The sequence below is a fragment of the Streptomyces sp. CA-251247 genome (assembly GCF_050952975.1).
GTDB lineage: Bacteria > Actinomycetota > Actinomycetes > Streptomycetales > Streptomycetaceae > Streptomyces > Streptomyces achmelvichensis.
The window spans coordinates 299,997-323,996 of sequence record NZ_CP191861.1 but is presented as its reverse complement, the minus strand read 5'-3'; the positions used below and the strand labels follow the sequence as shown (position 1 = coordinate 323,996).

General features: G+C 70.6%; 23 protein-coding genes. 8 read left to right on the top strand and 15 right to left on the bottom strand.

Going from position 1 to position 24,000, the window contains the following annotated elements:
- Positions 1–226: 226 nt before the first annotated feature.
- The 5 genes from ACQPWZ_RS01425 to ACQPWZ_RS01405 are packed head-to-tail and all read right to left on the bottom strand — an operon-like array spanning position 227 to position 4,317.
- Positions 227–802: a hypothetical protein gene (locus ACQPWZ_RS01425; RefSeq protein ID WP_433570348.1), complete on the bottom strand. Its 576-nt coding sequence runs from the start codon at positions 800–802 to the stop codon at positions 227–229.
- Complete coding sequence (locus ACQPWZ_RS01420; protein WP_433570347.1) at positions 799–2,178, bottom strand: hypothetical protein; 1,380 nt, start codon at positions 2,176–2,178, stop codon at positions 799–801. The genes ACQPWZ_RS01425 and ACQPWZ_RS01420 overlap by 4 nt, the downstream gene beginning before the upstream one ends.
- A complete protein-coding gene (locus ACQPWZ_RS01415) occupies positions 2,175–2,984 on the bottom strand; it encodes an ABC transporter ATP-binding protein (protein WP_328859467.1) in 810 nt (269 codons plus the stop codon). Before ACQPWZ_RS01415 ends, ACQPWZ_RS01420 begins: the two co-directional genes overlap by 4 nt.
- A 20-nt stretch (positions 2,985–3,004) precedes the next feature.
- Positions 3,005–3,817: a zf-HC2 domain-containing protein gene (locus ACQPWZ_RS01410; RefSeq protein ID WP_405567314.1), complete on the bottom strand. Its 813-nt coding sequence runs from the start codon at positions 3,815–3,817 to the stop codon at positions 3,005–3,007.
- A complete protein-coding gene (locus ACQPWZ_RS01405; protein ID WP_313949130.1) occupies positions 3,814–4,317 on the bottom strand; it encodes an RNA polymerase sigma factor in 504 nt (167 codons plus the stop codon). The genes ACQPWZ_RS01410 and ACQPWZ_RS01405 overlap by 4 nt, the downstream gene beginning before the upstream one ends.
- A 547-nt stretch (positions 4,318–4,864) precedes the next feature.
- Here ACQPWZ_RS01405 and ACQPWZ_RS01400 point away from each other — a divergent pair.
- Both ACQPWZ_RS01400 and ACQPWZ_RS01395 read left to right on the top strand, forming a co-directional pair.
- Positions 4,865–5,359, top strand: a complete 495-nt coding sequence (locus ACQPWZ_RS01400) for a hypothetical protein (protein ID WP_405567311.1) — start codon at positions 4,865–4,867, stop codon at positions 5,357–5,359.
- A gap of 129 nt (positions 5,360–5,488) precedes the next feature.
- Positions 5,489–5,827 (top strand): YciI family protein, encoded by a 339-nt coding sequence (locus tag ACQPWZ_RS01395; RefSeq protein WP_405567309.1) that lies wholly within the window; start codon positions 5,489–5,491, stop codon positions 5,825–5,827.
- Positions 5,828–5,907: 80 nt separating this feature from the next.
- On the opposite strand, the gene ACQPWZ_RS01390 is transcribed toward ACQPWZ_RS01395, so the two are convergent.
- Positions 5,908–6,663 carry a DUF6225 family protein gene (locus ACQPWZ_RS01390; RefSeq protein ID WP_433570346.1) on the bottom strand — a complete coding sequence of 252 codons (756 nt, stop codon included), beginning with the start codon at positions 6,661–6,663 and terminating at the stop codon, positions 5,908–5,910.
- 427 nt (positions 6,664–7,090) lie between these two features.
- Here ACQPWZ_RS01390 and ACQPWZ_RS01385 point away from each other — a divergent pair, with 427 nt between their 5' ends.
- The 5 genes from ACQPWZ_RS01385 to ACQPWZ_RS01365 all read left to right on the top strand — a co-directional run bounded on the left by ACQPWZ_RS01385 (position 7,091) and on the right by ACQPWZ_RS01365 (position 13,358).
- Positions 7,091–7,666, top strand: a complete 576-nt coding sequence (locus ACQPWZ_RS01385; RefSeq protein WP_328859462.1) for a helix-turn-helix domain-containing protein — start codon at positions 7,091–7,093, stop codon at positions 7,664–7,666.
- 18 nt (positions 7,667–7,684) lie between these two features.
- Positions 7,685–8,746, top strand: a complete 1,062-nt coding sequence (locus ACQPWZ_RS01380; RefSeq protein ID WP_433570345.1) for a threonine aldolase family protein — start codon at positions 7,685–7,687, stop codon at positions 8,744–8,746.
- Positions 8,747–9,132: 386 nt separating this feature from the next.
- Complete coding sequence (locus ACQPWZ_RS01375; RefSeq protein WP_340471259.1) at positions 9,133–9,921, top strand: MIP/aquaporin family protein; 789 nt, start codon at positions 9,133–9,135, stop codon at positions 9,919–9,921.
- 190 nt (positions 9,922–10,111) lie between these two features.
- Positions 10,112–11,695, top strand: a complete 1,584-nt coding sequence (locus ACQPWZ_RS01370; RefSeq protein ID WP_433570344.1) for an FAD-dependent oxidoreductase — start codon at positions 10,112–10,114, stop codon at positions 11,693–11,695.
- A gap of 358 nt (positions 11,696–12,053) precedes the next feature.
- The gene (locus tag ACQPWZ_RS01365) at positions 12,054–13,358 is read left to right on the top strand and encodes a DUF3533 domain-containing protein (protein WP_433570343.1); all 1,305 of its coding nucleotides are present in this window, start codon (positions 12,054–12,056) and stop codon (positions 13,356–13,358) included.
- A gap of 179 nt (positions 13,359–13,537) precedes the next feature.
- Here ACQPWZ_RS01365 and ACQPWZ_RS01360 read toward each other — a convergent pair whose 3' ends face one another.
- The gene (locus ACQPWZ_RS01360; protein ID WP_433573749.1) at positions 13,538–15,220 is read right to left on the bottom strand and encodes a pentapeptide repeat-containing protein; all 1,683 of its coding nucleotides are present in this window, start codon (positions 15,218–15,220) and stop codon (positions 13,538–13,540) included.
- A 277-nt stretch (positions 15,221–15,497) separates the two neighbouring features.
- Positions 15,498–16,085, bottom strand: a complete 588-nt coding sequence (locus ACQPWZ_RS01355) for a peptidase inhibitor family I36 protein (RefSeq protein ID WP_340471244.1) — start codon at positions 16,083–16,085, stop codon at positions 15,498–15,500.
- 421 nt (positions 16,086–16,506) lie between these two features.
- Here ACQPWZ_RS01355 and ACQPWZ_RS01350 point away from each other — a divergent pair, with 421 nt between their 5' ends.
- A complete protein-coding gene (locus ACQPWZ_RS01350; protein WP_433570342.1) occupies positions 16,507–17,790 on the top strand; it encodes a DUF5933 domain-containing protein in 1,284 nt (427 codons plus the stop codon).
- Between the two features lie 98 nt (positions 17,791–17,888).
- On the opposite strand, the gene ACQPWZ_RS01345 is transcribed toward ACQPWZ_RS01350, so the two are convergent.
- From ACQPWZ_RS01345 to ACQPWZ_RS01315, 7 genes are read right to left on the bottom strand one after another with little or no spacing between them, the layout of a single operon-like run.
- Positions 17,889–18,866: a sugar kinase gene (locus ACQPWZ_RS01345; RefSeq protein WP_328859450.1), complete on the bottom strand. Its 978-nt coding sequence runs from the start codon at positions 18,864–18,866 to the stop codon at positions 17,889–17,891.
- 8 nt (positions 18,867–18,874) lie between these two features.
- The gene (locus ACQPWZ_RS01340) at positions 18,875–19,807 is read right to left on the bottom strand and encodes an SMP-30/gluconolactonase/LRE family protein (protein ID WP_433570341.1); all 933 of its coding nucleotides are present in this window, start codon (positions 19,805–19,807) and stop codon (positions 18,875–18,877) included.
- The gene (locus ACQPWZ_RS01335; protein WP_433570340.1) at positions 19,804–20,439 is read right to left on the bottom strand and encodes a bifunctional 4-hydroxy-2-oxoglutarate aldolase/2-dehydro-3-deoxy-phosphogluconate aldolase; all 636 of its coding nucleotides are present in this window, start codon (positions 20,437–20,439) and stop codon (positions 19,804–19,806) included. Before ACQPWZ_RS01335 ends, ACQPWZ_RS01340 begins: the two co-directional genes overlap by 4 nt.
- A gap of 25 nt (positions 20,440–20,464) precedes the next feature.
- On the bottom strand, positions 20,465–21,262 hold the full coding sequence (locus ACQPWZ_RS01330; protein ID WP_433570339.1) for a hypothetical protein: 798 nt from the start codon (positions 21,260–21,262) through the stop codon (positions 20,465–20,467).
- Positions 21,256–22,401: a galactonate dehydratase gene (gene dgoD, locus ACQPWZ_RS01325; RefSeq protein ID WP_433570338.1), complete on the bottom strand. Its 1,146-nt coding sequence runs from the start codon at positions 22,399–22,401 to the stop codon at positions 21,256–21,258. The genes ACQPWZ_RS01330 and dgoD overlap by 7 nt, the downstream gene beginning before the upstream one ends.
- Complete coding sequence (locus tag ACQPWZ_RS01320; protein ID WP_433570337.1) at positions 22,398–23,180, bottom strand: FadR/GntR family transcriptional regulator; 783 nt, start codon at positions 23,178–23,180, stop codon at positions 22,398–22,400. Before ACQPWZ_RS01320 ends, dgoD begins: the two co-directional genes overlap by 4 nt.
- Before the next feature lie 48 nt (positions 23,181–23,228).
- Positions 23,229–23,987, bottom strand: coding sequence for an SDR family NAD(P)-dependent oxidoreductase (locus ACQPWZ_RS01315; RefSeq protein ID WP_433570336.1), 759 nt, complete (start codon positions 23,985–23,987; stop codon positions 23,229–23,231).
- Between the last annotated feature and the right edge of the window lie 13 nt (positions 23,988–24,000).

The following is a 24,000-nucleotide window of genomic DNA, read 5'->3' as shown; positions in this document are numbered from 1 at the left end:
GTGACCGCCCTCCCCACCCGCGGCGATCCGGCCCCTCACGCCTTCCCCGGTGTCCTTGCCGCTGTCATCGAGCGCCCGAGGGGCCGGGGGAGGGAGCGAGTCGGCCATGCGTGCTTCGCCCTTTCCGACCGCGACACGGGTGTCGTCGCACGCATCGGCACCGGCGCGAACGGTGCCGACCGTCGTCCACCGGCGAACGGGGGCGGGAACGTCGTGGCGACGTCCGCTACCGTCTCGGTCCCGCGATCGCGTAGGCCGCGGTGCCGGCGACCGCGAGAACCACGGCCGTCCAGGTGCCCGTCGTCGTGCCGGGCGGCAGCAGCATCCAGCCCGCCACCTCCAACGGAGGACTCGTCGGGGAGGGGGCGAAGAGCGAGAACGACATCCAGCCGATCGGCAGCGTCCACGCCAACTGCGCCCCGCATACCGCCGCTCCGAGGGCGACAAGGCCCATCATCCCTGCGCTGTCGCGGACGATGAACGCGGTCGTGGCCACGTCGTCGCCGATACTCTGCACCGCCAACAGCACCGCGCAGACGACCGTGCCGATCAGCAGGACGTGCGCCGCCCTGCGGGGTACCCATCGGATGGCTGCCGTTCGGTCGAGCGCAGGGTCCTGTCCGCCGAGTCCCATCGAGGCGGCCGTCGCGCCCGCCGTGAGGGCGAGCACGGACAACTGCGGATCACCGGGGCCCCCGCTGCCGTTCTGCGCGAGGGCCACCACCGTCAGTGCGCTGAGCAGCACCGCGGCGAGCGACGCAGGCACCTGTCGCGAGCGCGCGTACAGCGTCAGCCACCTCACTGGGACGCACCGCCGTTCAGCGCGGAGAACCCATCGTCCTTGCACGAGAGCGCGGCGGCGTGCATCGCCTTGATCCGCGAGAGCTGTTCGGCACGCGGCAGCGCCGTGAGCTTCTTCCAGACGGGTTCGGCCAGTTCGAGCTGGTCCGCAACAGAGTGGACGGTGCCGACGAGCGGCTTGAGGCCCCCGAGGACCCAGCCCGCCGCGATGCTCTGCGTGGCGATCTCGTACATCTGGCCGCTCTCCCTGTCGCTGCGCGCGTTGCAATGCGGTGCCATGCCCTGGGCGAGCAGGGCCCGGGTCAGGTCCTCTCCCGTCGCGGTGGCGATCATCCCGTCGTCGAAGTCGACGAGCACGGCCGTGCGGGACCGTTCCGGCGTGCCGCCCTGCTCCCGTGGGGCGGTGCTCTCACGGATGGAGTCCGGCGCCTGGCCGCCCAAGGTGTCCCGGAGCAGGCGCAGCGTCTTCTTCCCGGGACCCGCGAGGTCGGCGAGTCGTGCCTGGTGCGTCGTCGTCACGCACACCGGGCCGTCGCACACCATCGCCGCTGCCGCTTCGTCGACGACGTACGTCCGGCGAGGATCGGAGGGGAGGACGAGCAGGGCGATCGCGGCTCCCGCCAGGACGGGGGACAGGGCGAGCAGCCGGGTGCGCGGGGTCGCGGCGACGAGCAGCGCAAAGCCCGTTGCGGCCAGGCCGAGCAGCCACACCGTCTGCCCGACGTGTACGGAGGGGGACAGCGTGAGGAGCACTTCGCGCACCTGCGCGACCGAAGGCGACAGCAGCGAGAGGCGGTTCGGCACGGCCGGCTCCGGCACGGCCGGTTCACTCGCCGCGCGCAGGACGTTGGTGAACACAAACGCACCCACAGCCATCACCGGCGGGGTGAGCGCGGACGGCAGGGCGCGCCCGACCCCCATGCCCAGCAGGGCCCCCGCGACGAGGGAGAGCACCCCCACCAGCGAGATCGGCAGCCATCCGAGGTGCGCGTACTCGGCGTCGGCCAGCACCTGGGCCGCGCCCAGGAGCACGAGGAACACGAAGGCCGAGGCGGTGGTGAGTGCCGTCGCGCCCGCCAGGGTGGCGGCACGGTGCTGGGCGGGCCGCGGCGTGCTGGCCAGCAGTTCGGCCATCCTGGACCGGTGGTCACGCAGCCCCTGGAGTGCCCCCAGCCCGACGACGAGCGGCCACAGCAGGACGAGCAGAGAACGGGTCCACATGGCCATGGACGTCCACTGGGCCGTCCACCGCACGCTGCCGTTCCACCACAGTCCGGGAAGCAAGTACAGGAACGACAGCGCGCCCGCCAGGATCACCACACCGGCCCAGGGGGCGACCGAGCGCCTCAACTCGGTACGCAGACCACGGGTGTTCACCAGGCGTTCCTTCCCTGCGCGGGGTTGAGCAGCATCGCCGAGTAGCCGCGCTCGAGCGGACTGTCGCCCACGTGCTCGGGACCGCCGACCGAGGCCAGTTCGTCCGGTGGCCCCTGGAAGACCAGCCGTCCCTCGGCGAACAGCACCACATCGGTGCAGGCGGCGGCGACATCCTCCACCAAGTGGGTGGAGACCACCACGCAGGTGTCCTTGCCCAACTCCTGCAGCAACTCGCGAAAGCGCAACCGCTGCGCCGGGTCCAGGCCGACGGTCGGTTCGTCCAGGAGCAGGATCGTGGGGTCGTTGACGATGGCCTGGGCGATGCCGACGCGTCGCACCATGCCGCCCGACAGGGCCTTCATCCGGTCGTCGGCGCGGTCCGCCATACCGACGCGTTCCACGGCTCGCTGCACCGCTGCGGGGATGTCCGCCTTGGGCACCTCCTTCAGCCAGGCCATGTACTCGACGAACTCGCGCACGGTGAAACGCTTGTAGTAGCCGAACTCCTGTGGCAGGTAGCCGATCCGGCGACGCAGCGCACGGTGCTCGCCCACGCCGCCCACGGGCTCGCCGAGCATTTCCAGGGTGCCCTCGGTGGGACGCAGGACTGTGGCCAGTGCCCGGATGAGGGTGGTCTTGCCCGCCCCGTTGGGTCCGAGGAGGCCGTGCACACCGGTTCCCAGCGACAGGTCGAGCCCGTCGACGGCCATCCGCTTTCTGCCGACTCGGACCTTCAGCCCGGTCGCCTGGATCTCCCAGGCGTAGGCAGTCGGTGCGATCTCGGCCGCGCTCACCGCGCGCATCATGTGGTGTTCCTTCCCGATGGTCAACGATGGGCTCCCAGCACGGAGTAGGCGCCCCGGCGGGCGACAACGATTCCGATGCCGAGCGCGAGGATCAGCGCCCATACGGGCAGACCGGCTGTCTGCAGGGCGACGGCGGTTCGGCTGGCGGCCAGCGTCGGCGCCACGATCACGGCGGCCCACACACCGACCAGCCCGATGGCGGCGCGGGTCACTCCGACGATGCCGCCGAGCGCCAGGGTCGCGGAGGTGAAGGCCAGGCAGGGCAGCAGCCACTGCGCGGCCATCACTCCCGTCACCCATCCACTCACCAGCAGGGCGGGGACGACGACGGCGAGCACGGATGCGGTGCGCCGCAGCACCAGATAGAGCCCGGCTCTGGGGACAGAGGCCGTCAGTTCGTACGCCGGGTCGAGGCCGTGCGACCACGACGCCGCCACCCCGAGTACGGGCAGGACCGGGGCGAGCAGCAGCACGAACGACACGTCGCCGGGGCCGGTGCCGACCACGTCGAGCAGCAGCGCGATGAGCGTCACGCTGACGGCCATGGCCAGCCACGGCATCATCGCGGGTGTCACCCACCTCGACAGCCACGCCGGCCAGGGTCGTTGATGCGGTACCGCGGCGTCCAGGTGGGGTTCGAGGCCGGACCACACGGTGTCGACCAGCGCCGCGACGGCGGGGCCCTCGGCCCTGACGGAGGCCGACAGCCGGTCACGGCACAGTCCGCACGCTTCCAGATGGGCCTCCAGGGCCCACAACTCGTCGGCGGCGATGTCCGTGTCGCCGCGCGCATAGCGGTCGATGTTCTGCATCGACGCGTGTTCCACACTCATGACAGCGCCTCCCGCATCGCGATCCGGGCCCGGCGGGCACGGGTCTTGACCGTCCCCTCGGGCAGTCCGAGCAGGACCGCGGTCTCCCGGACGGACAGCCCGTCGAGCACCATGGCCTGCAGTACTTGTCTGAGCTCCGGCGCGAGGCGTCGCAATGCGTCTCCGACGTCACCTCCGACGGTTGCCGCGAGCGCCTCCTCCTCCGCGGCGGGCGCCAGTGGCTGTGAGGCCGCCGCAGGCGGCGGCTCCGCATGGTGGGCCCTGCGCCGGAAAGCGTCGACGAGGCGGCGTGCCGCGATCGTCCACAGCCATCCGACCGCCGTCCCGCCGGCCACCGTCCCGGCGAACGCGTCCGCCGCCCGCCACACCGCGAGATACGTCTCCTGCATCACCTCGGCGACGATCTGCTCGTCCGCGCAACGGCGGCGCAGCCGCACCGCCATCCACGGCGCGGTGCGCCGGTACAGCTCTTCGAACGCGGCGCGGTCGCCCTTGGCCACCAGCCGGATGAGACGCTCCTCATCCAACTCGCCCGCTACCTTCCTGACTGATCTCACACCTGCTAGACGCCCGGCACGCACCGCAGGTTTTCTCATCGTCGTGACCCCTGTCACACCCCGGGATGAAGGCCTCGGTATTGCGATGCGGCGTCGACGCGGTCCCCGGGGCAGGGTAGTTGGCGAAGGCGGTGTGCTCGAGGTGACCGCGATGGATGGGGAACCCGGCTCGGTCGAGCCGGCCGGACGGACTGTGTCCGCGGTGGAGGTGGGGTTCTGACCGTCCCGAACTCCCTTGCAGGCCGGCCCTGTTCGGGCATGGGAGGTCCCCACCGCCGTCCGCGGGCTCGTGGACCGCGCCCTCTGCGCCGGCGTCGGATGACGCGGCTCAGTCACCCGGCGCCCTGCCGGGCCGGGCACCGCCGGCGGTCTCGCCACCGCCGTCGCGCACCCGCGGGCAACCCTGTTCCCAACTGCCAGGGCCAGTCACAGCGGCTCTGGCTGAGGGGCGTCGGTGACCGACGGGGGCGTACGGCAGAATCACGCTGTGATGTCCATCGGGGTCCTGGCCGAGTTGCAAGCCGGCATGGCAGAGCTGTCCACGCCCACGCGGGTGTACATCGCGGCCGGGCGGTTCACCGAGCCGGATCCCGACCTGCCGGAGCTGGCGGCCCGGATCCGCACGCTGCTGTTGGCGGTTGCGGCGGACGAGGCCTGGCAGCGCTACCTGCCCGGGTACAACGCGCCGTCCGTGCCTGAGATCTGCGCCGCTCTGGAGCCGATGGAGACGCACGAGGCCGCCTCGTTCCTGGCTCAGGTTGCGGCCGTCGACCTGGTCTGGCGGAGCCACCGGCACCTGCCGCTCGAGACCGCCGAGCGCGCGGCAGACCGGGTGGTGTCCACGCTCGGATCGGAGGCCAGTTGGTGGACGAACCACGATGTCGAGTGCGGGGCAGTGAATGGACTCACCCCACTGTTCGACAGTCTGCTCGCAGGTACCGATGGTGAGCACTTCGCGCTGGCCCTGCAGATCGCCGACGACTGAGTGCCCAGCCGGCCTTCAGGAGAGGCGGGGAATCTCCTTGGCCGGACGGCCGAGTGTCGGTTCTGAAGGGAGGCGTTCGTCGTAGGGTGAGAGGCGGCCGAGGGAGGCCAACGGCCGAGGGAGCCATGTATGACGCGGTACCTGATCTCGTTCGACGACGGCGCGATGGCGTTCCCCGAGGAGGAGTTGCCCGAGGTTGCCGAGGCATCGCACGAGGTGGTGCGTCAGGCTCAGGAAGCCGGTGTGTGGGTTTTCGGTGGTGGACTCGAAAGGCAGCAGGCGAACGTCGTGGCCACCGACGGGACCGTCACCAACGGGCCGTACCCGGAGACCAAGGCGGTGCTCGGCGGGTTCTCCATCATCGATGTGCCCTCACGTGAGGACGCGCTGGAGTGGGCTGCCAAGATCGCTGCCGCGTGCCGCTGTGCGCAAGAGGTCCGGGAGATCATGCCCGACGTGTCCGTCTGAACGAAGACGAGCCGCAGCGGCTGGGGCAGTACCCGCAGGCGCCCCCGAAGCAGAGGCCACCCGCGGGTCGCACGTGCGGGTCAGTCGGGGGCGGGGTAGTAGGCGCCGGCCTGGGCGTCGGCGAAGAGCGTGAACTGTACCTGCGGCTCGGCGTTGGCGGCGTCAAGCTCCACGGGCTCCGCGTTGACAAGGACGTAGTCGCCGTAGTCCTCGAAGTCACCCGGCGTGTCGGCTACGCCGACGTGAATCGGTGTCTCGTCAGGAACATCCGCGAGAACCTCACGCAGGCGCCCGACGGTCCACACCTGCGGCGCGTGATCGAACATGTCAGCCATGCGGTGAGAGTAGAACCAGGGCCCTCGGGATCGTGTACGCCGCGCCGTGCGCCGGGAACCGAGGCCCGCAGGGGTTCCCTTCGGATCGGACCGTGCTTCAGTTGTCGAACTGGCCGGCAGCGGCTGCGAGCAGGGTGTAGACGTTTCCGTACGCTGCATACTTCTCCATCGTCCGGCGCCGACGAGGTCGGGGGCGGAACTGCTGTGAGCCGTTGCCTGGTCGAAGTCTTCGATGTAGCGCCGGCTCTGGTCGAGAATGCGTCGAGCGTGGTCGTCGGGTGCGTCCGGGTCCTTGTGGCCGGTGATGATCTTTTCCGGTCGCAGGGAGGCCAGAGCGTCGAGCGTGGCGAGCCACTCGGTCCGGGTTTCCGGTGTGGAGCGCCACAGCCACATGTGGATGTTGTTGTAGGTGACGTCGCCGGAGACGACGGTGGCCAGGTCGGGAACGTGGACCACGCTGTTGATGACGCCGTCGCTCCGTCCGAGGGCAAGCAGCCGCACGATGTGGCGGTCGATCTCGAGTTCGTCGGACGTCAGGGCCGTGGGAATGGCTGCCTTCTCGTCGAACTGCCCACCGAGCCATATTGCGGCGCCGTCCAGCCGGGCGGGTTCGGAATCGGCTTGTAGCCACTGTTGAACACATCGATGGACAAGGGCATCGTGTCCTCCTCGCGCGAGATGACGCCGGTGCGGCCTTGCCGGACCGGTACACCTGGCTTCTTTGAGTTTCGGTGGCGTTGGTGGCCGACGCGCTTCGGCAGCCGTGGGCGAGGGCCCTCATGGACGAAACCGTTCACTAAAACGAACGCAGAGTTTACTGCCTGCCGCGTGTTCGGTATAGTGAACGCATGGTTCATCTCGGGAGGGTCTACGCGTCAACGGACGGGTCAGCACCCACCTCGATCACCGAAACGCACAGGAGCCTTTCATGACGCCCCCGCCTTCCGGCCGCCTGCCGGTGAGCAGCACCGCAGCCGCGGTCGGCGCGAAGATCCGCCTGCGCCGCCAACAGCGCGGTATGAGCGCCGCGGAGATGGCGCGGCGCGCCGGACTGAGCAAGGCCACGCTGTCGCAGCTGGAGGCCGGCAACGGCAATCCGACGATCGACACTCTGGATGCGATCGCGATCGCCCTGCGCATTCCGATCGCCGACCTGTTGGCCCGTGATGCCGACACCGGGCCTGTTTTCCGGCCGGCCACGGACATGGAGCCCGGAGAGGTCTCCCGGGAACTGCTGCGCCGCATCAGCAGCGGCAACAGCCTGGAGATCTGGCGCCTGCGCATTCCTCCGGAGACGGAGCTACCCGGCGTCCCGCACGCCACCGGCACCATCGAGCATCTGCTGATCGCCACCGGCCGTGTCACCGCCGGCCCCGTCGACGCCCCGCAGGAACTGGCCCCCGGGGACATGCTCGCTTTCGCCGGGGACGCGCCGCACTTCTACCGCACCGGGGTCGAGGAAGTGGACATCACCGTCGTCTTCGCCTCCCCCATCAGCACCTGAGACCAAGGAAGACCCCTCATGAGCACCACCCTCGCCACCACCCCCTCCGGTCGTGCCTTCATCAGCGACAACATGGCCGGAGCATCCCCGCAGATAGCCCGCGCCGTCAGCGACGCGGCCGCCGGGCAGGTCCTTCCCTACGGCAACGACCCCTTCACCGACAGCGCCCGCCGCAAGCTCGGCGAGATCTTCGAGCGGGATGTCGATGTCTTCCCGGTCTCCACCGGGTCCGCCGCCAACGGCCTGAGCCTGGCCGCGCTCACCCCGCCGTGGGGCAGCGTGCTCTCTCACCCCGACAGCCACATCAACCACGACGAATGCGGCGCTCCGGAGTTCTTCACCAACGGTGCGAAGCTCGTCGGCGTCCCAGGGCCGGACAGCAAGATCGACCCCGCATTGCTGGAGGTGGCGGTGCGCCGCCGGGCCGGTGACGTGCACAGCGTTCAGCCGTCCGCGGTGAGCCTCAGCCAGGCCACCGAGAGCGGCAGCGTCTACACCCTGGACGAGATCCGCCGCCTGTCCGCCATCGCCAAGGACGCGGGACTGCGCGTCCACATGGACGGTGCGCGCTTCGCCAACGCCCTGGACCATCTCGGCGCCACCCCCGCCGAGATGACCTGGAAGGCCGGTGTCGACGTCCTGTCCTTCGGCGCCACCAAGAACGGCGCGATGACCGCCGACGCCATCGTGTCCTTCGACCCCGCACTCGCCACCGAGCTCGCCTTCCGCGCCAAGCGCGCCGGCCAGCTCACCTCCAAGATGCGTTTCCACACGGCCCAGATCGACGCGTATCTCACCGACGGACTGTGGCTGCGCAACGCCCGCCAGGCCAACGCGATGGCCACCCGGCTCGGCGACGGCCTCAAGGCCATCCCCGGCACCGGCCTGCTGGCCACGCCGCAGTCCAACATTCTCTTCTGCCGCCTGCCCCAGCAGGTCACCGAAGGACTCCTCGCGGAGGGCTACGCCTTCTACCACGACCGCTGGGAGGCGGGGATCGTCCGGTTCGTCACCGCCTTCTCTCACAGCGCCGACGACATCGACCAGCTCCTCGACGCGGTGCGCCGCCACAGCCACTGAGCTCGCGGCCGGCGAAACGCCTCGGTGGTACGGAGGCAGGCGACCGGGTCCACCGATCAAAGTGCCTGCTGCGACAAATCCGCAGGCAGGGGGGCTTGATCACGCAAGCACGACGCAGGGATGTGTCGCCGACCGTACGGGCAGGTCACCGCCGCGGCACTGTCATGTGCATCCGCAGGTTGCCGCCGCCGCCGGGGGGGCGTCCCATGGAGGTAGGAACGAGCCCGGCGGCAGCGGGCCCGCACGTGCTACCGCGGCCAGACCGGGCGGATGCAGCCCCGACCGTGCACACACGGCGCCTTGCGGGTCGGCTGTGTGTGTGCCATCCGGTCCATGAGATGCCCTGACTCCCGGTCGGCCGGGGGTGGGGCGAGAGGGAGCCAAGTGTGTCCAGCTCCGACATTTTCATCGGCGAGCTCATAGGCACCGCCGTACTCATCCTGCTCGGTGGCGGCGTGGTCGCCGCTGTCGTACTCAAGCGCTCGAAGGCACAGGGTGCCGGCTGGGTGGCAATCACCTTCGGGTGGGGATTCGCGGTCATGACCGCGGTCTACATGGTGGGCTCGCTCTCCGGCGCGCACCTCAACCCGGCGGTCACGCTCGGTATCGCGATCGCGAACGATGACTGGAGCAACATCTGGGTCTACTTCGCGGGGCAGATAGTGGGCGCCATGATCGGTGCCGCGCTCGTCTGGATCGCCTACTACGGACAGTTCCATGCCCACCTCACGGACCGCGAGATCCTCGCGGCCCAACCGGAGGTGGAAGGGCTGGTCGACCAGAAGGCAGCGCCCAAGGCCGGCCCGGTTCTGGGAATCTTCTCCACCGGTCCTGAGATCCGTGTGGTGTGGCAGAACCTGGCGACCGAGATCATCGGCACCACCGTGCTGGTGCTCGCCGTCCTGACCCAGGGCCTCAACGACAGCGGCAAAGGTCTGAGCATCCTCGGCGGGCTGATCGTCGCCTTCGTCGTTGTCAGTATCGGCCTCTCGCTCGGCGGCCCGACCGGCTACGCCATCAACCCCGCCCGTGACCTGGGCCCGCGCATCGTGCACGCCCTGCTGCCGCTGCCCAACAAGGGCGGCTCGGACTGGACCTACGCCTGGATCCCTGTGATCGGTCCGCTGGCAGGTGGCGCGCTGGCGGCGGGTATCTACCAGCTCGCGTTCACCTGAGGCGTCCTACGACCTCGCAGGAGCACTCCGGTGACCGACGCACACACCAGCGGCCCCTTCTCCCCGCCCACATCGGGACGGGCAGGGGACCAGGGGCCGCAGGTGTGTGCGCCGGTGACACCGCGCGCAACGTGCGCTCTCCCTGCGGCTGCCTGATCAGGCCGACCCATCAAGGCAAGGTGCAGACCTCATGACGACCCCCATGACCAGCACACGGCTGAGCCGCGTCGAGACCCGTGAGCGGCTGTCCATGGCGACGTACGACCTCCTGGTGATCGGCGGCGGCATTCTGGGCATCTCCACCGCCTGGCATGCCGCGCAATCCGGGCTGCGGGTGGCTCTGGTGGACGCCGGCGACTTCGCCGGCGCCACCTCCTCCGCCTCCTCCAAGCTCCTCCACGGCGGTCTGCGCTACCTGCAGACCGGCGCGGTGAAGCTGGTGGCGGAGAACCACTTCGAGCGCCGTGCGGTCTCCCGCCAGGTGGCCCCCCACCTGGCCAACCCGCTCACCTTCTACCTGCCCATCTACAAAGGCGGACCGCACGGCGCGGCGAAGCTGGGAGCGGGAGTGTTCGCGTACTCCGCGCTCTCCGCCTTCGGTGACGGCGTCGGCCACCTGCTGAGCCCGGAGAAGGCGGTCCACTCAGTGCCGGAGCTGCGCACCGAGAACCTCCAGACCGTGGCCGTGTACGGCGACGACCAGATGAACGACTCGCGCATGGCACTGATGACGGTTCGCGCCGCTGCCGAGTCGGGTGCCACCGTGCTCAACCACGCCGAACTGCAAGGGCTGCGCTTCACCGGAGGCCGGGTCACCGGCGCGGAGCTCAAGGACCGTATCGACGGCACCGAGTTCGGTGTCGATGCGCGTCTGGTGCTCAACGCGACCGGACCGTGGGTGGACCACCTGCGCAGGATGGAGAACCCGAACGCGGCTCCCTCCATCCGGCTCTCCAAGGGCGCCCATCTGGTGCTGAAGCGCACCTCGCTGTGGAGGGCGGCCCTGGCGACCCCGATCGACAAGTACCGCATCACCTTCGCCCTCCCCTGGGAGGACATGCTGCTGCTCGGCACCACCGACGAGGAGTTCGTGGGCGACCCGGCGGACGTCGCGGTCAATGAGAACGACACCGCCCAGATCCTGGACGAGGCCGCGTACTCCATCCGCGACCAGCAGTTGTCCCGCGATCTGATCACCTACTCCTTCGCCGGTCTGCGGGTCCTCCCCGGCGGCCCCGGCGACACCTCGACAGCGAAGCGCGAGACGGTGGTCACCGAGGGAAGCGGCGGCATGCTGTCGGTCGCCGGCGGCAAGTGGACGACCTTCCGCCACATCGGCCGCACTGTGTTGCAGAAGCTGGAGTCGCTGCCCGGCCACCCGCTGGGAGAGGGGTACGAGCCGGTCTCCCGGCTCCCGAAGGGACTGCCGCTGCCGGGTATCGCCAACCCGCGGGCCGTCACCCGCGGGCTGCTCACCGACAACACGGCCCAGGGCCCGCAGATGGCCGCCGACACTGCCCGGCACCTGGCGACCCACTACGGAACCCTCGCCTACGAGATTGCCTGTCTCGCTCACCGGGATCCCGCCCTGGCCGAACGCATTCACCCCGACGCCCCCGAGATCTGGGCGCAGGTCGTCTATGCCCGCGATCACGAATGGGCCGAGACCGCCGACGACGTATTGCGACGCCGTACGACTCTCACCATCCGCGGTCTCGCGACGGACGAGATCCGCGCCAGGGTCGAGGCAATCCTCGCGGAGACGGCTCCCTGACGGACCTCGTGCGGTTCCGGCGCCTCGGCCCGTGCGCCGGCCACACCATGCCGGGGTCGACAGATACGCCTGGTTGCCGAGCAGATCGATGAGGTGAGCGCCGCATCGGATTTCCAGGTCGCCTTCCTGCTGCCAACCCGCCGGCGGACAGGGCGGCGACGCGCAGCCCCGGGGCCCGCGGTCGTGTCGTGGAGGGATGCCGTGACCACAGGCCTTATCGTCCCTTGAGGGTCGGCCGGTGCTCGCGCACTCCCCGGGCGTGGACTGCCGAGACACCGCGTATGCGGCCCCTGCGTCACAGCCAACACCGCCGCAGCCAGGTCCGGAGAGCGCAGGACCGTGTCCCTGATGGAGTGTCATGACCTCAGCCGGTTCCGGGGAGCAGCCATCGCTCGTACGCGCCTCTGCTGTAGCGCGTCACGGAAAGCTCTGGCTGGTGCCGACCATCTTGTGTGCGCTGGTGGCCGTGTGCCTGACGCTGCTCTACATGGGCGGCATCCTCGACCCGAACGGGAACCTGCGCCAATTGCCGATCGCCCTGGTCAACACGGATCAGGGCCCGATGCAGCCGGGGCAGCACCAGACCGTGGGCACCCAGGTGAGCCGGGCGGTTGTCGCCAAGACCCCAGCGGACACCGTGAGGTGGCGCCACCTCAGCCGAGCCCAGATGCAGGATCAAATGGCGTCGGGCAAGATCTACGGCGCCCTGGTCATCCCGCCCGACTTCACCACCTCGGTGACAGCGCTGACGACCCCGCGGGCCACGGCACGGCCCGCGCTCACCGTCCTGACCAACCCCGGGCTGGGCAGCCTCGGCTCTGCCCTGGCCACCCGGATCGCTCAGAACGCGGCTCACCAGGCATCCCTGGAGATCGGCCGGCAGCTGACGGCCCAGGCTCCCGCCCAGGGCGCCGACACCACGACCCGGGCGCTCCTGGGCGACCCGATCACCGTCACCACTCAGGTGGGCCACCCCATCGGCAAGCACAGTGGCCTCGGCCTGACTGCCTTCTACTACACCCTGCTCCTGGTGCTCATCGCGTTCGTCGGCGGCAACATCATCAACAGCGGCGTCGATGCGGGGCTGGGCTACACCGACAACGAAATCGGGCCGTGGCACACCCGGCACCCGACGGTGCCGATCAGCCGCACGCAGACGCTGCTGCTGAAGATGGTCATGACGGTGGGAATCACTGTGCTCACCACCAGTCTGCTGATGATCGCCGCGATCGCGATCCTGGGCATGGACGCCTCGCACCTGCCGCTGCTGTGGATCTTCTCCTTCTGCGCGAGTCTGGCCGTGGGCCTGGGAGTTCAGGCCATCAACGCCGCCTTCGGCGGGATCGGCCAAGTGGTATCCATGTTTGTGTTCATCGCCCTGGCCCTGCCGTCCTCGGGGGCGACGATTCCCCTCCAGGCCGTTCCCGACTTCTACCGCTTCCTGGCGCTGTTCGAACCGATGCGGCAACTGAGCGACGGAGTACGGGCCATCCTCTACTTCGACGCCCGGGCCGATGCCGGGCTGATGCGAGGGTGGGGCATGATCGCGATCGGCGTCGCTCTGGCCCTGGTCTTCGGGTTCGCCATGACGCTCTACTACGACCGCAAGGGGCTGCACCGCCTGGGTCCGCTGCGTGCCGAAACGAGCCGGCAGGCACCGTGATTGCATCGACAGCCGCACGACTGCCCTCGTTCTTCTGGTCGGCCACCCCGAGCCGGCAGTGGCGATCGTCAAGTCCGTCTGCCGCGACCCACGCCTCGCCGAGATCCGACGTCCGGACCGAGCTCAACCCCGGGCCCTCGGTGACCATCCCGGGCGCGACGTCTCCGGGTTCCCTTCGGCTACCGCTTGACGCGGCCGCGGACGGCGAGGAGGGCGAGACCGAGCAGGACCGGTTCCGAGAGCCGAGAGGCCATCTCGGTGTATGTACCGATGGTGGTCAGCCCCTGGCCGCTGCTGCGGAACACCACGGAGTTGATGACCACGCGCAGTGACTTGTCGAACCGTTCGGTCGTCAGCCGCTTCCGGTACGGCTCATCGGGATTCGCCGGATCCGGCGTATCGGTCCTCAAGGTGATGCTTCGGCCGGTGAGGGTGCCGGTACTCTCAGGCTTCGGGTCGTCCTTCGGCAGGCCCCACAGCATCATCACGGACACGGTGGCGATCATGGCCACCAGGAGCCATCCGAGGGCGCGCGAGGCCCGCAGACCGTACCCCGACACCGCCCAGTACAGAGCAAGCAGGCCCCGCTCGGCACGCGGAGTGGCCGGGTCGTGGCGGCGCATCTCCATCTCGCCGTAGTAGAAGTCGGCGGCGCCCGGCTCGTTCTTGCCGTCTTCGAATGCTTTGCGCAGTTGCCGGTACACCGCGGCGAGTGCACCCGGGTCCAGTGCGCTCTCCCCGTCCGCAGGTGTCCAGCCGTCCGCGGCGGTGTCGTGGGCGGCACGCCAGTGATGTTCTTCGGCCAGTGTCTTGCGCGGCGTCCAGCGCACCGGCCACGGGCCGCGCCGCCGTACCCCGGAAGGGGCGGTGGCCAGGACGCACCGTCCCTCCATCCGCAACTGGTCGAGGTGGACGGCCCCGGCGAAGCGGCAGTCGGTGAGGTCGACATCGGTGAGCACCAGATGCGCGGCGTCAACGCCGCGCAATGAGTGGACGCGCACGCGGGGGTCCGTCAGGCCATGTCCGGCGACGTCCTCGTCGATCACGACGAAGGGCCAGGACTGGGCAGCGATACTCACCGGGTACTCCAGGACCGCATCGCTCAGATCCACACCCGCGTACCGCAGGCGCAGTGCCGCGGTGGAGGCCCAGCGAGTCCGGCGGCAGACCAGGCCTGCGGTCGCTGCCTCGATCGTTACGGCGACGTCGAACACAGCCTCGGACAGGACCAGTTCTCCCACGCACACGAACGGTCCCATGACGGCAGCGCGTGCAAAAGCAGCCCTGTTGAAGTGGGCATTCCTGTGGAACTGCGCCCCGAAGAACCTTGCGTCACCGCCGAACTTCGCCCCGTTGAACCGGGCATCGAGGCCGAACTTCGCCTGGTTGAACTCCGCGTCGCCGCCGAACTCCACCCAACGGAACCTGGCTTGCTCATGGAATGTCGCCCCGTCGAACCACGCGTCGCGGCCGAACGTTGCCCTGGGGAACCCCGCGTCGCCGGCGAACTCCGTTCCGCCGAACCCTGCGGTGCCCTCGAACTGTGCGCCGTCGAATCTGGCGTCACCGGTGAACTTTGCCCCGTTGAACCGGGCTTCGTCGCCGAATTCCACCCCGTCGAACCTCGCCTCACCGGCGAACTCCGCCCGGCTGAAGGACACTTTGCCGGTGCGGGACCGGTCTGTCGCAGGGTCGTGCAGCCGGGCGAGAAGCTCGGTCAGCAGCTCCTCACTCAACGAAGTGCCACGGTGATCGAGGTCGGCACCGGGCAGCAGACCTGCCAGGTGGGCGGCGCGGTCGGTGGTGCTCAGATGGGCCAGACACTCGGCATACGGGTCGACCCGGCGGCCGCGGCAGCCCACGGCGTCGGCTGACGGATCGGAGCCGTGCCCGCAGCAGGGCCAGTCAGGAGCGCTCAGGGGCGACGCGGCGGGGGCGTTGGCGGTCACGCCCGATAGTACGTCGGATGACGGGCGGTGGAAGTCCAACACCGAGCACGACAAGGGGGAGTGCACCGCCGCCGAGGTCAAGGTGTTTCCCTGCCGCTCCCACCTGATGCGCGGTCGACCGTCATCCAGCCGTCCGCCTGCCGTGAGGCGGGGGATGACGCGTCCGTCGTCCCCCGCCCCCGGTCCTCGGCTACGCGTACAGCTCGATCACATCGGCCTGGTCGTTGGCGGACACCAGGGCCTCGTACCTCCCGCCCGGCCCGCCGAAGATCCACTCCAGGCCGCCGAGGTCGGAGTCCCAGTTCCTGCCGACGATCCAGGCGCCGCCGGTCTGCGCGTTGTAGTAGGAGCTGACCTTGTCCTGCCAGCTGGAGCCGTCAGGCATCGTGTAGTTGGACAGCGTGTAGGAGCCGTAGTAGTAGAAGTCCAGGCGGTAGCCGGTCGCGTCGCGGTGCTGCCACACACAGGCGTAGCCGGTCCGGCAGTCGCCCGTGCCGTCGGCCGCCGCTCGGGTGGACGGTACGACCGTCATCTCCACGCCCGGCGCCAGCCGCACCCGGTCCTTCCCGACGCGCTCGGCACCCTCGTTGTGCTGCAGCAGCCCCTCGATCTGCCGCTCCAGTCTGGTGTCCGCCGTCCGGGCCGGCGAGGCGGAATCGGCCGGCGCGGCGGCCGACGGGGTGGCCAGAGCCGTGGTGAGCACGGATGTGGCGACCAGTGCGAGGGCGAGCGAGGTACGGCGCGTGCTCAGCGAACTCAGCAGCTTCAGTGGATTCATGCGTCTCTCCCGTTGGTGTGTAGGCGGAACCGGTGCTCCTGCGACGCCCTCTTCATCAGCGGCGTCACCATCCGGTGCCGCTCGGAGCGGTCAGTTGCTATACGCGCGAAACGGGGGCCAGGTTGCACAGGAGTCGCGCGCCCGACGAGGGCGACCGGGTCGGCGTTCCGTACCGGAGTCGGCGAGATGTTCCTGCCGGGGCGGCGTTTCCTGTTCGCTGTGGTGGCGGGCAAGGGGTCGATCGCTGGATTCGAGGTATCCATGATCGGAACGACGAGTATATTCCGCTAACATGTTCGAGCTCATAATGATCGTCGTGAAATAAGACAAAGCGGCTGAAAAATTGATAACTAACCTAACGCGAGGACTTTCGCGCGCAGGCGGCAGCTCTCGCTCGGCTGCGTGGCGTCAACCGACCATCGTGCTGTGGGTCGCGGTGAGTGTGGTGGGCCTCGGATTCCTCGTGGCGCTGGAGATCGCCGCGCGCCGGTACGGCGAGCCGGGGCCGATCACGGACCAGGCGCGCGAGGTCGTATTCGCCCCCAAGTCGGGGACGGTGCTGTACGTCAGCATGGCGTTGATGATGGTGGTCCTCACCTGGCGGCAGCGATTCATCGCGATAGGCGCCGCGATCGGCATCGACATCGTCTTCTGGCTCGTGCGGTGGGCTGCCGGTGCCGAGATGATGTACGGCAACGGAGCACTGTGGGTGACGTTGGCCTGTGGCGTCATCGCCCTCACGCGCCGCACCGGCCAGGACCGCGTCCTGCTCCTGAAAGGTGTCGGACTCGCCCTGCTGCTGGTGGCCGGCCGCAAGACCGGCTACACCTGGCTGCTGATCACGTCGAAGACCCGCCCGAAGGTGCTCGACCCGTACGTGGCAACCGCCGATCACGCATTGGGCAACCCCTCATGGCTGGCGGGCCGCATTGTCGCGGCCACCGGCACGGTGGGCGAACACGTCCTCGACTTCGTCTACATCCAGCTCGCGGTGGCCGCGGTCCTCGTCGCGCTGTACCAGCTGCGCAATGTGGCGGCCGAGGGCCGCTTCCCGGGCCACCATCTGGTGCGCACCTTCCTCGTCATCGGCTTGCTCGGGCCGGGCATTTACATGATCTACCCGGTGGTCGGGCCCGTCTTCGCCTACGGTGCCGACGGGGGTGCCTGGGCGGTTGCCAACCTGTGGCCGGACATACCGCCGCCGGTCGGAATCCCGCGCCCGATACCCTTCGACGAGATCACCCCCCGGAATTGCATGCCCAGTCTGCACACGGCGTGGGCTACCGCGATCTTCATCCATTCCCTCAAGGGCCCCCCGATTCTGCGCTTTGCGGGCGGCTTCTGGCTGATCGCCACACTCGGCGCAACGCTGGGCTTCGGGTACCACTACGGCGCGGACATCGTCGCCGGTGTGGTGTTCACCGTCACCATCGAGGCGGCGCTGCGCTCGCTCGACCGGGGCTGGGACCGACGGGGAATCCAACTCGTCGTCTACGGCGCAGCGGTATTCACCGCACTCCTGGCGTCGTATCGCTATCTGCCGATGGAAATGGCCGCACGTCCGTGGCTGTTCGGCCCGCTGATCATTGCGGCGATGGCCTCCGTGATCTACGGCTACGTACGGACCACCCAGCTGTGGGATCGGAAACCCGAGCCGGTGCATCTGCCCCAACCGCGACGCGAACAGCAGCCCGAACTGGTCTGAGCCGCGCTGCACCGGGTTGCAGGGCCTCGACGGGCGGTTCCTCGAACACCGGCAGGAGCCGCTCGGCGACGTCAGGCCGCGCGGCCCCTCCGGAGGAGTCAGCCGATCACGGCGGCTCGCCAGGTTTCGTCGTCGGCGTCCAGGAGCGCGGCGACGACTTCGGGGTCCGGCAGCGGGCCGTGGTCAGCCGCGACTCTCAGCGCCGAGGCCGCGGTCAGATGGCCGAGGCGCAGGGCGCGGTCCACGGGCAGCTGCCGCAGCAGGCCGCTGAGGAACCCGGCGGCGAAGGCATCGCCCGCGCCGACGGGTTCGGCGACGCGCACCTTCAAGGCGGGCACGCTGTGCGCGGCGGCTCCCACGAAGGCGGTGGCTTCGCGGTCGCCGTCCTTCACCACGAGGATCTGCGGACCGGACAGGAGTTCACGAATCCCGTGGGCGTCGGTGATTCCGTCACCCCACAGGGCCTGCGCCTCGTCGAGGCCGACGAGGACGATGTCGGCCCGGTCGGCGAGCGGTCGCAGGACGTCGCCGGCGGGGCGGCCGGTCCACAGGGCGGGGCGGTAGTTGACGTCGAAGCTGACCGGGCAGGGGCGATCGGGGCGCAGTGCCCGCTCGACGAGGGCGTGGCAGCCGGGGGAGAGGGCCGGGGTGATGCCGCTGAGATGGAGGAGCGCGGCGCCCGCCACGGCTGGGTCGTCGAGGAGCTCGGGGGTGAGGGCCGAGGCGGCGGATCCACGGCGGTGGTAGTGGACGCGCGTGCCGTTCGCACCCGGGTCCTTCAGGAGCAGTCCGGTGGGCCGGTCCGGGTCGGTGCGGACGCCGTCGACGTCGACTCCGCCCGCGGCGATCCGGTCGCGGACGCGCCGGCCGAAGGGGTCGTCGCCGACCGCGGAGAGCCAGTGCGTGGGGATGCCGTGGTCGGCGAGGTAGAGGGCGACGTTCGACTCGGCGCCCGCGATGTCGACCCGCAGCAGGTCGGCGTCGTCGAGCGGCCCGAGGGGCTCGGGGGCGAGGGCGGCCATGGTCTCGCCGACGCAGACGACGGGGCCGGGGCGCAGGTGCCGGGGGGTGCTCATGGTGGGTCCTACGGTGAGTCGGGACGGACTGCGGTATCGCCGGCGGCGTCGGGGTCCGCGGGGGCCGGGCCCTTGGTGCGCTCCGGGCGGTACGGCGCTGCCGGCGTCCCGGGTACGTCGACGCGGAACGCGAAGACGGCGCCGTCCAGCGGGCCCGGCCGGGACAGGCCGATGCGGGCGCTGGTGACGAGGAGGGTGCGGCCGTCGGGACCGCCGAGGCAGAGCCCGGCGGGCTGGGCGGCAGGCAGTTCGACGATCCGGTCGAGGGTGCCGTCGGGGTGATAGCGGTGGGCCTGGCCGGCGCCCCAGACCGCGATCCAGAGGCCGCCCTCCGCGTCGGTCGTCATACCGTCGGGACTGCCCGTGGAGAAGGTGATGTGGGGGACCGGCTCGCCCACGTCGCCGGTGACCGGGTCGACGGGGTAGCGCCGGACGAGCCCTCGGGCGCTGTCGGCGAGGTACATGACGGTGCCGTCCGCGGTGAAGGCCGGGCCGTTGGGCACGGTGATGTCCCGCAGGATCCGGGTGACGCGCCCGTCGCGGTCCATGCGGTAGAGGGAGCCCGCGTCCTCGGTCGCCTCGTACGCCATGCTGCCCGCCCAGAAACGGCCCTGCGGGTCGGCGACGCCGTCGTTCATCCGCATCGGCCCGGGTGCGTCGTCCTCGGGGCGCGCGATCCAGTCGACCCGGCCGGCGGGGTCGATGCGGCAGATGCCGGTGCCGGCCGCCGCGATCCAGTGACCGGGCCGGTCCTCGATCGGGGCCACTGCCCCCAGTGGGCAGGGGAGTTGGGTGATGCGGGCGAGCGGTGCGGCGGGACGGCCGGGGGCGGACAGGAGACGGCCGGAGAGGATGTCCGTCAGCACCGCGCGGCCGTCCGCCCACCGGATGCCCTCGCCGAGTTCGAGGCGGTCGGTCCCGATGACCGTGGGCATGGTCATGGCCGGACCTCCGTGCGCACGACGTCCAGAAACGCGCGGGCCCGCTGGCGCAGGGCGGTGAGACTGCCGCCCGAGGCCGCGTCGCCGACCAGGGGCGAGCCGACACCGACGGCTGTGGCACCGCTGCCCAGATAGTCGGCGGCTGCCTGGGCGTCCACTCCACCGACGGGTACGAACGGCAGGCCGGGGAAGGGGCCGCGCAGGTCCCGGAGATAGCCCGGGCCTCCGGCGCTGCCGGCAGGGAAGAGTTTGAAGACCGCGGCACCCAGGCGTTGCGCCTGGAGGACGTCGGTGGGGGTCATCACGCCCGCGAGCACCGGGAGTCCGAGCTCCAGGCCGGTGGCTATGCCGTCGCTGACCGCCGGGGTGACGAGGAAGGCGGCTCCGGCTCTCTGAGCGGCGCGGGCCTCGTCGGAGGTCAGGACGGTACCGGCGCCGAGGGCTGCGTCAGGGCCCAGTGCGGCACGGGCCCGGGCTATGACGTCGAGCGCGTCACGTCCGCTGAGGGAGACCTCGACGAGGGAGACGCCTTCCTCGACGAGGGTGAGCACGGTGGTCAGCGCGGCGTCCGGATCGCTGCCGCGGACGATGGCGAGCAGCCGGTGGGCGCGCAGCGCGGCGAGCAGGTCCATCGGGGATCCCTTCTGGTGGTGGGTGTCAGGCGCGACGGGTGGCGGTGACGGTGAGCCGCCAGGTGACCTCCCCGGTCGCGGGCACGACGGCGGTGTCGCCGTCGTCCCCCGTCGCCCGGTCGAAGACGCGGCCGAGCATGGGCTCGACGCCGATCGACCGGTACGGCGCGTGCTCGGGGAAGCCGCGGAGGTTGCGCCACAGGGCGACGGAGTGCGGCTGTCCGTCGGCCTCGACGGACAGGTGGAGGGAGTCCGGGCCGTCGTGCACGGACACCTGCGAGGTGAGGACGACTGCTCCGACCGCGCTCCCGTCGTCCGGGCCGAGCCGGTCCAGCGGGATGCCGTCGACGGTGGGCCAGGCGCCGGTGACCCAGCGGTCGCCCTCGTCCGGGTAGAGCCGAGTGACCGCGGGGCCCTCGATGCCGACCCGGGCGGACGGAGAGAGATCCAGCAGGGCGTGGGCGGCCCATACGAAGCGGTAGCCGGGTTCGGCGGTGAGCGTGTAGTCGGCGACGGCTGTCCCCGCGTCGTCGCGGATACGGCGGGTCAGGCGGAAGTCCGAGCACTCCACGAGGTCCACCTCCCCGTCCCGCCGCCACCGCCGCGACCAGGCGTCCCCGTGGTCCGGCAGTCCGCGCACGGTGGGCGCGCACTCCTCCAGGCCCCCGGCGTCGGCGAAAACGTCACCGGGGGAGACGTGCGCGCGGCGCGGCTCGTCGCGGTGCCAGAGCCATTCGCGGTCGCCGGCGGTCAGCGAGGTCCAACGGCCGCCCAGCTCCGGGTCGGTGACCACGGACACCGGCAGCCGGCTCCCGGTCACCATTCGGCGAAGGAGCCGTCGGCGTGCCGCCAGACGGGGTTGCGCCAGGCGTGGCCGGACCGGTCGGCCGCGCGCACCGCGTCCTCGTCGACGGCAATGCCGAGTCCCGGCACTCCGGTGCGATGCGCCTGGCCGTCGACGAAGCGGAAGGGCTCGGTGTCGACGAGGTAGGACAGCAGGTCGGCGTCCTTGTTGTAGTGGATGCCCCGGCTCTGCTCCTGGATCAGGAAGTTGGGCGTGGCGAAGGCGACTTGCAGGCTGGCGGCCAGTGCGATGGGGCCGAGCGGGCAGTGCGGCGCCAGATGAGCCCCGAAGGTCTCGGCGAGTGACGCGATCCGGGTGACCTCCGAGATCCCGCCGGCGTGCGACAGGTCCGGCTGGGCCACGGCGACGCCGGCGGTCAGGGTCGGAAGGAAGTCGGCGCGCCCGTAGAGCCGTTCACCGGTGGCGAGCGGCACCGACGAGGCGGCGACGAGGCCCGGCAGCAGGTGCGCCTGCTCGGGCAGGACGGGCTCCTCCACGAACAGCGGGTGCAGGGGGGCTATCGCCTGGAGCACGCGCCGCGCGTTGGCGGCGCCGAAGCGGCCGTGGAAATCGACGGCGACGTCCCGGTGAGGACCCAGGGCCTCGCGGGCCGCCGCCACGCGGTCGACGACGGCAGCCGTCTCGGCGGGGCTTCCGATCGGCGGGGTGCGTCCGGCGGCGTTCATCTTGACGGCGGTGAAGCCGGCCTCCACCTGGGCGGTCACCTCCTCCTTGATCCGGTCGGGCTCGTCGCCGCCGACCCAGGCGTACACCCGTACCGTGTCGCGGACCGGTCCGCCGAGCAGCGTGTGCACCGGCACCCCGAGTGCGCGGCCGGCGATGTCCCACAGCGCCTGGTCGATGCCGGCGACGGCGCTGGAGAGGACCGGGCCGCCGCGGTAGAAGCCGCCCTTGCTCAGCACCTGCCAGTGGTCCTGGATGCGCAACGGGTCCTGGCCCACCAGGTATTCGGCCAGCACCTCCACGGCCGACCGGACCACCTCGGCCCTGCCCTCCACCACCGGCTCGCCCCAGCCGACGACGCCGTCGTCGGTCTCGATCCGGCAGAACAGCCACCGGGGCGGGACGAGAAAGGTCTCGACGCGCGCGATCTTCACTGTGCCTGGCCGTCCTTCTTCTCGGAGGAACCGTCCGCCTTCTCGGATGAACCGTCCGCGTCGTCGGACGCGAGCGGGCCGCTGACCTTGTCGAGATCGCGCGTCGCCTGGTCGAGCAGGGCGCGCATGGCGTGTTCCGCGGCGTCGGGGTCACGGTCGCGCACGGCGTCGAGGACGGCACGGTGGCTGGGTACCGGGTCCTCGCTGTGCGGAGCGCTGTGCACGAGCTGGTCGCGCTGAGCGAGGCCCGACTCGATGACCATCTCCATGCGTTCCAGCAGTTCGTTGTGGGTGGCAGCGAGCAGCGCCCGGTGGAAGGCGAGGTCGGCCTCGACGGCGTGACTCGCGCCGCCCTCCTGACCCATCGCGCTCAGGGCCGTCTCCAGCGCCTCGAGGTCGGTGTCGGTACGCCGGTCCGCCGCGAGGCGCACGGCCGCGGGTTCGATGATGCCGCGGACCTCGCCGAGGCTGCGGAGCAGCGCGGGGTCGGCACCGGAGCCGCTGTTCTCGGAGAACTGCCAGCGCAGCACGTCGGCGTCGAGGAGGTTCCAGTCGGAGCGGGGCCTGACGAACGTGCCGCGCTTCTGCCGGGCGTCGACCATGCCCTTGGCCGCGAGTACCTTCAGGGACTCGCGCAGCGCCGTCAGGCTGACGTCCAACTCGCTCTGCAGCGCCGCCATGTCGAGCGTCGCTCCTTCGGGGATCTCGCCGGTGAGCACCCGTCGGGCGAGGGTCTCCACCGTCTGGCCGTGCACTCCGCGGCGTGCGTATGGCGTCATGTCTATGCCCTTCTTGCTGTTCGATCGGTGGCCGGGACGGTCGTTCTGTCAGGCCGAGGCCTTCGAGACGCTCCAGCCGCCGTCCACGAGCAGGCTCGATCCGGTGATGTAGGAGGCTTCGTCGGCGGCGAGGAAGGCGACGGCGGCGGCGACCTCCTCGGGGGTGCCGAAACGGCGGGCCGCGGTGCCCGCGACGCTGAGCTCGCGGTCGGCCTGCGGCACCCGGTCCCACGCGGCGGTCAGGATCGGCCCCGGCAGTACCGCGTTGACCCGGACGTCCGGGCCGTACTCGACGGCGAGTTGACCGCACAGCGACAGCAGGGCGCCCTTGCTCGCCGCGTACGCCGGATGGCCGGGGATGCCGCGGTGCGCGTGCACGGAGGACACGAGCACCACGGCCCCGGAGTTCGCGCGCAGATCCGGCAGCGCCGCCCTGACTCCGAGGAAGGCACCGGTGAGGTTGACCGAGAGCTGCCGCTCCCAGGAGGCGAGACTGGTCTCGTGGGCCGGTGCGACGGCCACCGTGTACGCGTTGCTGACCAGGACGCCCACGGGACCGAAGCCGTGCGCGGTGGTGATCACCCGCTGCCAGTCGTCCTCGCTCGCGACGTCGGCGGCGACGAAGACGGCCCGGGCCCCGTCCTTGCGCAGCCGCTCGGCGGTCTCCTCGCCGCGCTCGGCGGCGATGTCGACGAGGACGACGGCCGCGCCCTCCGCGGCGAGGCGAGCCGCGGCGGCCGCGCCGATGCCCGACGCGGCGCCCGTGACGACGGCGACGCGGTTGGTGAAACGGGCGGCTGGATTCATGGGGTGGATCTTC